This is a genomic window from Rhizobium sp. LEGMi-198b, from assembly GCF_054114205.1.
In genome coordinates, this window is sequence record NZ_JBSYVH010000001.1 from 83,453 (window position 1) to 95,096 (window position 11,644).

11 protein-coding genes, 3 tRNA genes and 1 pseudogene are annotated in these 11,644 nt (G+C 58.5%); 1 reads left to right on the plus strand and 14 read right to left on the minus strand.

Going from position 1 to position 11,644, the window contains the following annotated elements; genetic code table 11:
* Positions 1-60: 60 nt before the first annotated feature.
* From ACXHXG_RS00415 to ACXHXG_RS00465, 11 genes and pseudogenes are all read right to left on the minus strand, one after another.
* Positions 61-816, minus strand: a complete 756-nt coding sequence (locus tag ACXHXG_RS00415) for an NADH-quinone oxidoreductase subunit E (protein ID WP_457898193.1) — start codon at positions 814-816, stop codon at positions 61-63.
* A 5-nt stretch (positions 817-821) separates the two neighbouring features.
* Positions 822-2,126, minus strand: a complete 1,305-nt coding sequence (gene nuoF / locus ACXHXG_RS00420) for an NADH-quinone oxidoreductase subunit NuoF (protein ID WP_028754009.1) — start codon at positions 2,124-2,126, stop codon at positions 822-824.
* Positions 2,127-2,181: 55 nt separating this feature from the next.
* A pseudogene (gene nuoE, locus ACXHXG_RS00425) lies at positions 2,182-2,961 on the minus strand (NADH-quinone oxidoreductase subunit NuoE); the annotation flags it as partial.
* Between the two features lie 15 nt (positions 2,962-2,976).
* Complete coding sequence (locus ACXHXG_RS00430; RefSeq protein ID WP_104822684.1) at positions 2,977-3,294, minus strand: hypothetical protein; 318 nt, start codon at positions 3,292-3,294, stop codon at positions 2,977-2,979.
* A complete protein-coding gene (locus tag ACXHXG_RS00435) occupies positions 3,294-4,484 on the minus strand; it encodes an NADH-quinone oxidoreductase subunit D (RefSeq protein WP_457898194.1) in 1,191 nt (396 codons plus the stop codon). Before ACXHXG_RS00435 ends, ACXHXG_RS00430 begins: the two co-directional genes overlap by 1 nt.
* 60 nt (positions 4,485-4,544) lie before the next feature.
* Positions 4,545-4,940 carry a four helix bundle protein gene (locus tag ACXHXG_RS00440; RefSeq protein WP_285168210.1) on the minus strand — a complete coding sequence of 132 codons (396 nt, stop codon included), beginning with the start codon at positions 4,938-4,940 and terminating at the stop codon, positions 4,545-4,547.
* A gap of 27 nt (positions 4,941-4,967) precedes the next feature.
* Positions 4,968-5,570 (minus strand): NADH-quinone oxidoreductase subunit C, encoded by a 603-nt coding sequence (locus ACXHXG_RS00445; protein ID WP_104822681.1) that lies wholly within the window; start codon positions 5,568-5,570, stop codon positions 4,968-4,970.
* Between the two features lie 18 nt (positions 5,571-5,588).
* The gene (locus ACXHXG_RS00450; protein ID WP_104822680.1) at positions 5,589-6,170 is read right to left on the minus strand and encodes a NuoB/complex I 20 kDa subunit family protein; all 582 of its coding nucleotides are present in this window, start codon (positions 6,168-6,170) and stop codon (positions 5,589-5,591) included.
* Positions 6,161-6,526, minus strand: a complete 366-nt coding sequence (locus tag ACXHXG_RS00455) for an NADH-quinone oxidoreductase subunit A (protein WP_028754004.1) — start codon at positions 6,524-6,526, stop codon at positions 6,161-6,163. Before ACXHXG_RS00455 ends, ACXHXG_RS00450 begins: the two co-directional genes overlap by 10 nt.
* 260 nt (positions 6,527-6,786) lie before the next feature.
* Positions 6,787-6,863: transfer RNA gene (locus ACXHXG_RS00460), tRNA-Asp, on the minus strand.
* 50 nt (positions 6,864-6,913) lie between these two features.
* Positions 6,914-6,990: transfer RNA gene (locus ACXHXG_RS00465), tRNA-Asp, on the minus strand.
* A gap of 390 nt (positions 6,991-7,380) precedes the next feature.
* On the opposite strand from ACXHXG_RS00465, the gene ACXHXG_RS00470 reads away from it, so the two are divergent.
* Positions 7,381-7,456 (plus strand) — tRNA-Val (locus tag ACXHXG_RS00470).
* A gap of 277 nt (positions 7,457-7,733) precedes the next feature.
* On the opposite strand, the gene ACXHXG_RS00475 is transcribed toward ACXHXG_RS00470, so the two are convergent.
* From ACXHXG_RS00475 to ACXHXG_RS00485, 3 genes are all read right to left on the minus strand, one after another.
* Positions 7,734-9,074 (minus strand): capsule polysaccharide biogenesis protein, encoded by a 1,341-nt coding sequence (locus tag ACXHXG_RS00475; protein WP_457898195.1) that lies wholly within the window; start codon positions 9,072-9,074, stop codon positions 7,734-7,736.
* Positions 9,074-10,651, minus strand: a complete 1,578-nt coding sequence (locus ACXHXG_RS00480; RefSeq protein ID WP_457898196.1) for an LTA synthase family protein — start codon at positions 10,649-10,651, stop codon at positions 9,074-9,076. Before ACXHXG_RS00480 ends, ACXHXG_RS00475 begins: the two co-directional genes overlap by 1 nt.
* A gap of 135 nt (positions 10,652-10,786) precedes the next feature.
* Positions 10,787-11,638: an SDR family oxidoreductase gene (locus tag ACXHXG_RS00485; RefSeq protein WP_457898197.1), complete on the minus strand. Its 852-nt coding sequence runs from the start codon at positions 11,636-11,638 to the stop codon at positions 10,787-10,789.
* Between the last annotated feature and the right edge of the window lie 6 nt (positions 11,639-11,644).

The window sequence follows — 11,644 nt, forward strand, 5'->3', positions numbered from 1 at the left end:
AACATGTCCACCGCCTTATTCACACTCTTCGGCCGCTTGGGGCATCGCCGAAGAAAACTCTCAACCCCGACCTCTTGGCTGGAGCGCTTTTGCCTGGCCAACCCAATCGTCGCGCCGGATACGGCCGTCGAAACCGAGTTCCGCATCGATCCGCTCGACATCCGCCTCGTTCCAAGCGGCGATATCGACAAAGCGCAGAATGCCGCGTTCGTTCAGAACCTGCTCCAGCTTCGGACCGATACCCGAAATCCGCTTCAGGTCGTCGGCCTTCACGACGGCCTTACGGCTGCGCGCAGGCGCCGCTGCCGCAACCGGCTTGGCAGGAACGACCTTAGCCTTGGCAGGGGCCCTTGCCGGCGTTGCTTTCGCCGCGACTGGCTTCGGCTCGACCTTCGTTACCTCAACCGGCGCTGCCTTAACCGGTATTGCTTTAACCGGCTTTGCTTCGACGGGCGTTGCTTCGACGGGCTTGGCAACGGGCGATGCCTTCACCGGCTTCGCCTCCCTTGCCTCTTCGCTTTTTGCGGCCGGCTTCTCCTCGACAGCGGCATCGTCTTTCTCGTCGAGCGCGACGGCGAGCTTGTTGGTCGCCTCGACCGCGCCCTGCAGCGCGCCGAAGAATGCGCCGGCCATCTGCGACGAGAAGCCGAACCCGATCGCGGTCGCGGCGGCAAAGGCTGCCGCCGGATGCGCCATCAAAGGGTGGATCGGCAAAATGGGCGAATTCCGCAGCATATCCGCTGCAATACGGCCGAGATCGGCCGATGCATCGGCTGCCCTGCTGTTCTGCGTGGTATCTGTGCTCTTCGCCATCATCGTCCTTACTCGGCCGCTTCCAGCACCGCTCCGTGGCTCGTTGCATTGGCCGTGTATTGGTCAATGCGCTTTTCGATTTCCGGGCGGAAGTTGCGGATCAGGCCCTGTACAGGCCATGCGGCGGCGTCGCCGAGCGCACAGATGGTATGGCCTTCGATCTGCTTCGTCACCTGGAACAGCATGTCGATTTCGCGCTTCTGCGCATTGCCCCTGGCCATGCGCTCCAGCACGCGCCACATCCAGCCGGTACCTTCACGGCACGGCGTACACTGGCCGCAGCTTTCATGCTTGAAGAAGGCCGAGATGCGAGCAATCGCCTTGATGATGTCGGTCGACTTGTCCATGACGATCGCAGCAGCCGTACCGAAGGACGACTTGACTTCGCGCAGACCGTCAAAATCCATCGGGCAATCGATAATGTCGGCCGCCGGAACGACCGGGCACGATGCGCCGCCGGGGATGACGGCAAGCAGATTGTCCCAGCCGCCACGAATGCCGCCGCCATGCTTCTCGACGAGCTCGCGGAAAGTGATGCCCATCGTTTCTTCGACCGTGCATGGACGATTGACGTGACCGGAAAGCATGAACAGCTTCGTGCCGACATTGTTCGGACGACCGAAAGACGAGAACCAGCCGGCGCCGCGACGCAAGATCGTCGGGGCAACGGCGATCGATTCGACGTTGTTGACGGTGGTCGGGCAGCCATAGAGACCCATATTGGCGGGGAACGGCGGCTTCAGGCGCGGCTGACCCTTTTTGCCTTCCAGGCTTTCGAGCAGCGCGGTTTCTTCGCCGCAGATGTAGGCGCCGGCACCGTGATGAACAAAAACATCAAAATCCCAGCCTAGCTTATTGTTTTTTCCTAACAATCCGGCGTCATAGCATTCGTCGATCGCAGCCTGCAGGGCTTCGCGTTCGCGCATGTATTCGCCGCGGACATAGATATAAGCCGTGTTCGCACCCATGGCGAAACCGGCAATGACGCAGCCTTCGATCAGCGTATGCGGATCGTGGCGCATGATATCGCGGTCTTTGCAGGTGCCCGGTTCGGACTCATCGGCATTGACGACGAGATAATGCGGGCGGCCATCGCTTTCCTTCGGCATGAAGGACCACTTGAGGCCGGTCGGGAAGCCAGCGCCGCCGCGGCCGCGCAGACCGGATGCCTTCATCTCGTTGACGATCCAGTCCCGACCCTTTTCGAGGATCTGCTTGGTGCCGTCCCAGTGGCCGCGGCTCATCGCGCCTTTCAGGGACTTGTCCTTGAGACCGTAGATATTGGTAAAGATGCGATCCTGATCCTGTAACATACCTTACCTCTTACTCAGCCTTGTCGCCGACAGCCGTATTGTCTTCTTTGGCCGGAGCAGCCTTCGGATGCTCGGCGGGCAGCGCCGTCTTGCCATCAGCCGGGCTCTTCAGCGCCGGATTGGTCTCGGCATCGCTGCTAACGGGCTTGGCTGCCTCGGATGGCGGCAGAGCAACCGTTTCGGCGGCAACCTTAGCACCGGCCTTCTTCTTCGTCTTCGTCGCCGGCGAATCCAGAAGTGACGTCAAACCACCTTCCGGTGCGGAGAAAACGCGATCGATCTGCGGACCGGTCGGAACTTCGCTGCCCTTGCCTGCGACGAATGCATCGATGATCTCTTCGAGACGTTCCGGCGTCAGATCCTCATAGGTATCCTTGCCGATCACGACCATCGGTGCGTTGACGCAGGCGCCCTGACATTCGACTTCTTCCCAGGAGAGCGTGCCTTCGGCGTTGCGCTCCAGCGCGTGGGCGGCGATCTTGCTCTTGCAGACCTTCACCAGGCCTTCGGCGCCGCGCAACATGCAGGGCGTCGTGCCGCAGACCTGAATATGAGCGCGGCTGCCGACCGGATGCAGTTGGAACTGCGTGTAGAAGGTGGCGACTTCGAGCGCCCGGATATAGGCCATATCAAGCATATCGGCGATCTTTTCGATGGCCGCCTTGGTGACCCAGCCATCCTGCTCCTGCGCACGCATCATCAGCGGGATGATCGCGGATTGCTGGCGGCCCTCGGGATATTTCTTGATCGTCTTTTCAGCCCAAGCCGCGTTCTCCTGGTTAAAGGCGAATGCGGCAGGCTGGAATTGATCTTCGGCTAGTCGACGAACGGACATCTTTCACGCCTTATCTCAGTTTAAGGACCCACACCGCGTATCCGTCAGGGACGAAAATTCGCAGGCATAGGCCGACTGGTCTTTCTGCATAAACACAACGAATTTGCCGCCGTTCGGCACGGCGGCCTTTATTTCATAGCCACGTGACACGAGATCGGCCATGGTCGATACCGCGCTCTGCGAAGCCGTATTTCCGCTCTTTGCAACATTCGAGCTTTTCGCATTCGAACCTTGCACGGAGATGCTGGGCAACGCCTGCGCCTTGCCGGCCTGCTGAGCCGAAGCTCCGGAAGCAACGAGAAGCGCAGTAGCGATGACCAGCCAAAGCTTCATCAGCGATCCACCTCACCGAACACGATGTCGAGCGAACCGAGCACGGCCGCGACGTCGGCAAGCAGATGGCCGCGGCACATGAAATCCATGGCCTGCAGATGCGCATAGCCCGGCGCCCGGATCTTGCAACGATACGGCTTGTTCGAACCGTCGGAGACGAGGTAGACGCCGAACTCGCCCTTCGGCGCTTCAACGGCGGCGTAAACTTCACCGGCCGGCACGTGATAGCCTTCGGTGTAGAGCTTGAAGTGGTGGATCAGCGCTTCCATCGAGCGCTTCATTTCACCGCGCTTCGGCGGCACGACCTTGCCGTCCAGCGAAGAGACCGGGCCGGTCTTGGCATCGCCGAGCAGGCGGTTGACGCACTGCTTCATAATGCGGACCGACTGGCGCATTTCGATCATGCGGATCAGGTAACGGTCGTAGCAGTCACCGTTCTTGCCGATCGGAATGTCGAATTCGAGATCGGAATAGCACTCATAGGGCTGCGCGCGGCGCAGGTCCCATGCGGCGCCCGAGCCGCGGACCATGACGCCCGAGAAGCCCCAGGCCCAACAGTCTTCCAGCGACACGACGCCGATATCGACGTTGCGCTGCTTGAAGATACGGTTACCGGTGAGCAGCTCGTCAATATCGTCGAGCGCCTTCAGGAAGGGATCGCACCAGTCGCCGATATCCTGCACCAGCTTTTCCGGCAGATCCTGGTGAACGCCGCCCGGACGGATATAGGCGGCATGCATGCGCGAGCCGGAGGCACGCTCATAAAACACCATCAGCTTTTCGCGCTCTTCGAAGCCCCAGAGCGGCGGCGTCAGCGCACCAACGTCCATGGCCTGCGTCGTCACGTTCAGCAGATGCGACAGGATGCGGCCGATTTCGGAATAGAGCACGCGGATCAACTGACCGCGGATCGGGATCTCGATGCCGAGCAGCTTTTCGACGGCCAGCGCGTAGGCGTGTTCCTGGTTCATCGGCGCCACGTAATCGAGGCGGTCGAAGTAAGGAACGGCCTGCAGGTAGGTCTTCGTTTCGATCAGCTTTTCCGTGCCGCGATGCAGCAGGCCGATATGCGGATCGACGCGTTCCACAATTTCGCCGTCCAATTCGAGGACAAGACGCAGAACGCCGTGCGCAGCAGGATGCTGCGGACCGAAATTGATGTTGAAGTTGCGAACGTTGTGTTCAGTCATTGCAATGCGCTCCGCTTATTGCAGGCATTAGCCAGTAGGCAATAGGCAATAGTGTAACCGTTAACTCTCATATCCATGTCGTTCGTCCTGCAATCGGCGAATAAGCGATCGCAGCATCTTGCCGATTTCATCACCCAAGGACATCGTCGCCTTAATTCGCTCAAAGGCGACGATCTCTACTCGCGTTGACAATATCAGATGCGTTTCCAATTCCTTCAGCGACCCTTGTGCGATCTTTAGGTGATGAACATAAGCCCCTGTAGCTTCTCGCCCATAACCTTCCGCGATGTTTGCCGCGATAGATACAGATGCGCGCCGTATCTGTGAAACCAAGCCGTAAATCTCTTCCTTCGGAAATTCCTTGGTAAGAGCATAACATTCAACAGCAAGGTCCATCGAGCGCTGCCACACAGTAAGGTCCTGGTAGGAATTAATCGCCGTTTGCCATTCTCCTATTGCCTATTGGCTACTGCCTATTGCCTCTTACTGCTTCGCCTTCTCATCGCCCGGCAGCACGTAATCCGTGCCTTCCCAGGGAGATAAGAAGTCGAAGTTACGGAATTCCTGCTTCAGTTCGACCGGCTCGTAGACCACGCGCTTGGCGGCGTCGTCATAACGAACTTCGACGAAACCGGTGGTCGGGAAATCCTTGCGCAGGGGATGGCCTTCGAAGCCATAGTCGGTCAGAAGGCGGCGCAAATCCGGGTGGCCGGTGAAAAGAACGCCGTACATGTCCCAGGTCTCGCGCTCGAACCAATCGGCGCCGGGATAGACGCTGCAAGCCGACGGCACCGGCTGATCTTCGGCGACCGGAACCTTGATGCGGATGCGCAGGTTCTTCTTCGGCGACAGCAGGTGGTAGACGACGTCGAAACGATCGGGACGCTGCGGCCAGTCGACGCCGCAAATATCCGTCAGGTTGACGAAGCCGCATTTGGCATCATCACGCAGGAACGTCAGCAGCGCGACCACGTTTGCGGCCGTCGTCGTCACGTTCAGCTCGCCATACTTGATCTCGGACGACGAAATCAGCGTGCCGCGAACTTCCGTGAGATAGGTGGCGAGTTCGTTCAGGGCTTCACTCATATTGCCTTGTCCCCTGCCTTACCGTTCGATCGTGCCGGTGCGCCGGATTTTCTTCTGCAGCAGAAGCACGCCGTAGAGCAGCGCCTCCGCCGTGGGAGGACAGCCCGGCACATAGATGTCGATCGGCACCACGCGGTCGCAACCGCGCACGACGGAATAGGAATAATGATAGTAGCCGCCGCCGTTGGCGCAGGAGCCCATTGAGATGACGTAGCGCGGTTCCGGCATCTGGTCGTAGACCTTGCGCAGAGCGGGCGCCATCTTGTTGGTCAGCGTGCCGGCGACGATCATGACGTCAGACTGGCGCGGCGAGGCGCGCGGCGCGAAACCGAAGCGCTCGACGTCATAACGCGGCATGGAAACCTGCATCATTTCGACGGCGCAGCAGGCGAGACCGAAGGTCATCCACATCAGCGAGCCGGTACGGGCCCAGTTGATCAACTCGTCGGTCGAAGTAACCAGAAAGCCCTTGTCGGCGAGTTCATTGTTGATCTCGCCAAAATACGGATCATTGCTGCCAACGGGCTTGCCGGTTGCGGGATCGATGATCCCCTTCGGCTGCGGCGCAACGAGCGTCGTGTTGCTTTGGACTACTCCCATTCGAGCGCCCCCTTCTTCCATTCATAAATAAAGCCGATGGTCAGCACCGCCAGGAATACCATCATCGACCAGAACCCGAACCAGCCGATCGCACCGAAGGATACGGCCCAGGGGAAAAGGAAGGCGACTTCCAGGTCAAAGATGATGAAGAGAATCGACACAAGATAGAAGCGGATGTCGAACTTCATGCGGGCGTCGTCGAATGCGTTGAAGCCGCACTCATAGGCCGACAGCTTTTCCGAATCAGGCGCCTTGAAGGCGACGGCAAACGGCGTGATCAACAACGCCAGGCCGATCACCACGGCAATACCAATGAAAATAGCTATCGGAATATAGGAACTGAGCAGTCCAGTCATCATGTCCATCCCTGCTTGCCATGTGCGCCGGGGCGGCGCCTCTGGGCAAATGCCCAAGCCAAGCGAAAGAGCGTTGCAACAGAGCCGTGGTTAGCGCAGCCGGAGCGCGGGCGCAAGCCTTTTGAATATGTCGTTTCAAGCACTACCGAACCGGACTTACCAACAGGCTGTAACGATATCGCGACAAATCCGCGCAAAGGCAAAACGGCTTTTTCGCAGTCGCAGCAAATTGATGATTGATTGTAATGGCTTGAAACAAATGGCGCGAGTGACGGGGCTCGAACCCGCGACCTCCGGCGTGACAGGCCGGCACTCTAACCGACTGAGCTACACCCGCGCATCGTTTGACCTTTCGGTCATGCGAAATCCGGCAATCATGCTTTAAAATGGCGCGAGTGACGGGGCTCGAACCCGCGACCTCCGGCGTGACAGGCCGGCACTCTAACCGACTGAGCTACACCCGCACTTCATTTCAAGCATTCCGGATGCTTTCGCATCCATCAAAGCGGCCTCGCCGTTCGATGAGCGGCTAACTACGGGGTTCGCGTTTGGGTGTCAAGCAGGTTTAAATACAAATCCATGACAGAGCACGAATTGTTTTCGCGACCGCCGCCGGCACGTTTCGGCTCCGTCGATTTGGCATGGCAGGTTCGCGCCCCATGCATTTCAAAAACGGCTCATAAACCTGCCCCAACCAGGCCGGCTTCCCCAGCAGTCGCATGTGGCGATATCGGCCACTGATGCCGCGCCATCAAAAAAATCAAAAAATCTTCACAAACACTCTTGCGGTTTTTTGTCGTTCCGCATAGATCACGGCCACCGAACGCGGCGGGCCAAAGACCCGCTTGCTGCAAGGGCGATTAGCTCAGTTGGTAGAGCGCCTCGTTTACACCGAGGATGTCGGGAGTTCGAGTCTCTCATCGCCCACCATTTCCAAATATAAATCGATTGGTTGAAATAGCGGTTTTCAAGCTGTTTGACAGCGCTCTTTGCGCACCAGAACGGTGCCAACGCCCCAGCGGCACCCGCTCAATAATTCCCCGTAATCACGATCGTCAGAAGTACCGCTGAAACAACCACAAGAGCTGCGATGATTGCGAGCAGCTCCTTCAGCATAAAACGTTCCATCTTGCCGCCATCCATGACGTTTGCTCCCCGCAAACTGCTTATTCGCGCTTTGTCCCAACATCGAATCGCTGCGTTAGGTTTAACGCGAATCTCCCATAGGCGGAGGGTATGTCAATTTCGGGTCGGGAATATCGATCTTTGTCGGCCTTTGCCGTGGCGGCGGGTCGATATAGGCGGCCGGGAGGTTGACGCTTCGCGATAGGAGCCGCTTAGCGATCTCAGCGGATGCCGCCCGTGCGCCGGCCCGCGAGTAAAAATTCCCGCGCACCTGCACCGATGCGGCAAGCAGTTTCAGAAATGCGCTGCGAAGGCCGGGCAACGGCTTTGCTGGATTGCCCCAGAAGAGGTCCAATGGCTTTTGGTCCGTCAGACCGTCGATATCGTAGATCGCCGCTCCAAGGGCTTTTACCGGTCTCTCAGCCTGCAGGGCGGAAAGTGCGGCGGTGGAATTGACCGTCACCATGCCCTGGCTTGCCGAAATCAATTTTTCGAGATTGCCGCCGTCGATAAAATGGATGCGGGAGGACAGGGCGAGCCTTGCGCCTATGCCGTGGATATAGCCCCTCCAGTCGACAAGCCCATTGTCGAGCGGATGAAGCTTTATAACCAAATGCATGTTTGGCGCTGCGTGCGCGGCAAACGACTGCATGATCTGCTTGATTGCATCCTGCTGTCGATGGAAGGGCGAGTGCGAGCGGAGTTGATAATCCGTCTGAAGCTGCAGGGGATAGACGAAGAATCGCGTCTCAGCGGTGATCAAGCACTCGATGGTCGCCTCCGCTTCCCGTGCACGCCTGCCGCTCGACGGCAGCCGGCGGAGCCAGCCCGCATATTCCACCAGCGGATGATAGAGCGCATGGCGCCGATAGCCGGGATAGAGAAACCACAGGAAGGCATTGGGAAGATTGTAGAGGAGATCATAGGCTGCTTCGGCCAGGAAACTGTGACTGAAGCGACGGCTCAAGTCCGGCTCGGGAAGGCTCGCCGCAGCCTGGACGATGTAGAACGGATCGACAGGAAAACGGGAATTGGATGACATTCCGTCACGCTCGAGCGTCACCCAATCCGGCCGCAGATATCCCATCTCGACGACATTGATACTGGCGGCTCGCCGCCTCGCCTCTTCGATGGCGACCTGATGATACGGACGCTCCTCGCCGAGAAGAATCACGTCCGTGACCTCGTCGGCCTCGATTCGGCGGCGAACGCAGCTGCGCCAACCGGCAAAGCCGCCGCGATAATTGAAGGCTCCTCGACGGCGCCAGAATATCCAATCGCCAGGGTTCAAGTTGATGTGGATACAGCGATGGCCAGCGGCTTCCAGCCCCCTGGCGATTTCAGAAAAAAGCGGTGAGGACGGCCCCTGCAGGAAAAGAAAGACGCGCTGAGAAGCCCCCGCTCCCCCCTGCCCGTCAGCCATCACTCCGGAACCTCGGTGCTGAGGCCGGCGTAACGCAGCAGCGTGCCGATGAGGTTCCAAGGCGCTTCTTCCTGCGGCGGCATTGGCTTTTGCGAGTGCGACCGCGCTCGACCGAGCGGAACGACGATGTAGTCCGTACGCGGATCCGGGAAGGGATCGGCGAAGGCCTTCAACAGAGGGGCGTGATCGCCGTAGAATAGCAGCCACACAGGACGGTCGAGCCGATCCAGGTGATGCGCGAGATTACCCAGCGCATGGTCGGCGCGCATCAGCAGCTCGCTGTAGATATCGACCGGATTCGTCAGATCGCCGCAGCGGCCGGGCTCCCAGGGGCCATGATTCGCCATGGAAGCGACGAAGACGAAATTTTTCCCGGCGCCATCCTCGTCGATCGCCCGAATCACGCTTTTCGTCAGCGACAGGTCGCTGACATAGGGGCCGTCGCGGTCGGCCCGGTGGTCGAATTCGTCCAGCATCATCATCCGGTCGAAACCGAGCTGCGGCATGGCCTTGTGACGCAGGAAAAAAGTTTTGTCGTAGGGGTGGATAAATTGCGTCTTCCAACCGGCCTTCCGCAGCCGTTGCGGCCAGACGACATCCTTATAGTGGCTGGCGCGCAAATAGGGGTAGCTCGCGTCGATATGGACGTTTTCGGGCAACAAGCCGCTCAGCACTGCGAACTCGGTGCGCAGCGTATAGCCGCCCTCGAAAACGCTTGTCATGCGGCCCCATTGGGCGGCCTGCTCCCGTAGCCGGTCAAGATTGGGCAGCTTGACGTTTTCCACGCCGAAATGCCGGAGATCGATGAAGGATTCGGATTGCCATATGACGATCAAAGGTTCGTCGTCGCCATGCTCCCATAGTTCATGAAGGGCGGAAATGAAGCGTTCCGATAGCTGGGTGACGATAGCCTCACGCCTGACGCCCACCCAGATGACGAAATGAAAGACGACGGATTCAAAAGTGCCGAATCGGACCGTATCCTTCTTGACGTCGACCTTGCCGAGAACATTCTGTGTGAAACGACAAACGGGGCCGCTGACGATCCGGCTGAATAAGGCGAGCCAGGGGCCGAAGGCGATCGCCAGCATCACGAGAACCCAAAGGAAACCGTTGTGGCTGGGCAGGATCGAGGGCTCGAAATACATATAAAGCGCGCTGACGCCGAATACATAGGAGAGCGCGATGACCCAGAAGACGATGTTCAGAGACGTCGCGTAGAAAATCTCTTTGTATTTGAAAACATCGACCACTAGGGCGATGTCGGAAAAGACCAGGGGTTCGCGGATGAACTCGAATTTTGCGCGCGAAATTCCGGTGAAGATGACGAAGAAACTGATCGCACCCTGCGCACCATAAATCGGACGCCAGGAGATTGCGAAGAAGAAGCCGTAGATGAGAGCGATGACGGGAATTCTTGCCGCCCATTCGAACGCCAGCCGCTTCAAACTTCTCTCTGTATGATTTTGTTTGTTGACTGCGGCAGGCATTGCAAAAGGGTCGGTCAGGAAAATGACCACGCAGGAAAAAGCAAAGCAACCAAGCGTCAACAGCGCCGGAAAATCATGAAGTTTCAAAACTAAACCGTCCAAATACCATAGTCTGCGGCAACTCACTCGAAAAACCGGAAAAGCCGCCAATTCCAAAATTCTGTTGTTTTAAGTGTCTCTTCAGGCGCGCTGGAGCAGCACACAAATTTATCGAAACTGCGTTCAGCCCCGATCAAAGCCTTTGTCGATCGAGCGGGCAAGGCTTCCATCCCGTCCTTGCTCAATTATTTTTCGAAGCTTGCGAGAATACCACCATATCAACAGCGGCTTTATCAAGGGCCCGAAATAGGCGAGAGCGGTCAGCGACCATCCAAAGTGGATTCGGGCCTTGCCGCGGTCGAGACCGCCGACGATTTTTGCCGCCACGGCTTCGGCGCTCCACGGCTTGACCGTACCCATCAATAGCTCCGCCTCGGCGGGCCGCATCGACATTTCACGGTGATATTGCGGCGTGAGCGTATCCGGCGGAAAGCAGATCGCGACACGCACCCCGGCGATGGCCGCTTCTGCGCTCAAGGCTTCGGCAAAGCCGATCAGCGCCGACTTGGAGGCGCAATAGGCGGTGTAGCCGTAAATGCCGATCAAAGCGGCGCCAGAGGAGATCATCATGATCTTGCCGCTGCGGCGGGTCTTCATGCCCTTATAGACAGCGCGCACGATATTCGCCGTTCCCAGGAGATTGGTGGCAATCTGCTCGTCGAAAACTGCGGCCGGCATAATATCGAAAGCAGATGGCTCGACGATGCCGGCAGACGCGATCAGGACGTCGCAAGGTCCGAAAGCACGTTCGCAGGTCTCAACGGCTTCCAAAACCTGTTTGGCGGATGCGACATCGACGGAGGCAATCTGGATGCAAGAAAGATCGACGCCTGCCGTGGTCGCAATCTCAACACGCGCCTCGTCCAGACGCCCGGGGTGGCGAGCAAGAAGAGACACCCGGTCGCCTCTGATGGCATAGAGCTTGGCGATCGCCAGACCGATCCCGCTTGAGCCTCCGGTGACGATGACATGCATGACCTG